Source organism: Frankia sp. CeRuru1 (assembly GCF_977966315.1).
In genome coordinates this window covers 12,565-13,907 of the sequence record NZ_CDWWEW010000109.1, presented here as the reverse complement: position 1 = coordinate 13,907, position 1,343 = coordinate 12,565, and the positions used below count along the sequence as shown (strand labels likewise).

The following is a 1,343-nucleotide window of genomic DNA, read 5'->3' as shown; positions in this document are numbered from 1 at the left end:
GTGGTTACGTTGTCAATTTCGCGGGATCTGTGGTCTCCGTGGTGTTCACCGCTTCCGGGGAGAGGGAACACCACGGGAAACGTGTCCCACTCATCACCCACCGGACGCACACCATCCGCGGCGAGCGCGGCGGGCGCGGGCGCTCTGACCATGAGGAGCCTCTTCTCGACACCAACGATTGCGATTTCGTAGTCGACGCTAGTGAGCGAAATCCACGTGGTCACCGACCCGGAGCCCGCGTGTCGCATCCGCAACTGGATGGGTGATGGTGGATGTGTGGTCGTCAAAACGCACTGCGGACCCCTCAGGACCGCATCTGACCTATGGAAGCCCTTGTAGAGAACATCGACATCCGGTCAGGACCTTCGCTTTGTCACCGGATTGAGATCCGGAACGACGGGCGGTGACGAGAAGGGACTACGTCCGGTAACCGACACCGTCCCGGTGCCGGAGTGGAACGTGTCACGCGAGCCGTGGATCCAGGCATCGTTCTCAGGCGCGGCGGCACCGTCGGGCGCGACACCGTCGGGCGGCGCGGCGGCCGCTCAGGGCCGGCTGTACCGGGTCTCCCGCCAGCGGTGCACCAGGCCCTCGGGGACGTCCTCGGTCGTCAGCGCGAATCCGATGTGGTCGCGGTAGCGGCCGTCGATGGCGAGGAAGTGCCGGTGCAGCCCTTCCTCGCGGAAGCCGAGCTTCGCGAGCACCCGCCGGCTCGCGGCGTTCTCCGGGCGCACATTCGCTTCCACCCGGTGCAGCCCGACCGGCCCGAAACAGTGGTCGACGACGAGCGCGAGCGCGGTCGGTGTGATGCCTCGACCGGCGTACTCGCTGTCGATCCAATAGCCGACCTGAGCGCTGTTGAACGCCCCGCGCACGATCGTGGACACGGTCACCTGACCGACGAGCCGCCCCTCGAAGGTGACCGCGAACGGCAACGTGGCGCCGAGCCGGGCCTGCTGGCGCAGGCGGTGCCACATCTGACGGTAGATCGAGAGGGTCTGGCGCTGCGCCCAGGTCTCGCGGACCATCATCACTCCGGGTGGGGTCGCCTCCCACGGCGCCAGCCAGTCGGCGTTGCGCAGCCGCACCTCGACCCACGTGGAGGCGTCACGCAGACGAAGCGGCCGCGCCTGGACCCGTCCGTCGGTCAGGACTGCCGGCCAACCCGGAGCTCCCACCGTCGCGCCCTATCCGGCGTCGGCAGCATCGGCTGCGGCTGCGGCTGCGGCTGCGCCAGGGGCTGCGGCGGCTGTGGCGAGGCCCGCGGACCCCGCGGCCGGGTGCCCGTGGTCGTCGGCCCCGCGCAGCTGGGCGACGGCATGACCCACCACCCCGGCCAGCAC

The 1,343-nt window shown here is 69.5% G+C and carries 2 protein-coding genes; both read right to left on the bottom strand.

Annotation, left to right across the window (positions count from 1 at the left end):
• The coding region (locus AC08OP_RS10480; RefSeq protein ID WP_476614013.1) for a hypothetical protein at nucleotides 1-224 on the bottom strand (224 nt) is incomplete at its 3' end.
• A 321-nt stretch (nucleotides 225-545) separates the two neighbouring features.
• Nucleotides 546-1,178 carry a GNAT family N-acetyltransferase gene (locus AC08OP_RS10475; protein WP_476602044.1) on the bottom strand — a complete coding sequence of 211 codons (633 nt, stop codon included), beginning with the start codon at nucleotides 1,176-1,178 and terminating at the stop codon, nucleotides 546-548.
• Nucleotides 1,179-1,343 lie beyond the last annotated feature (165 nt).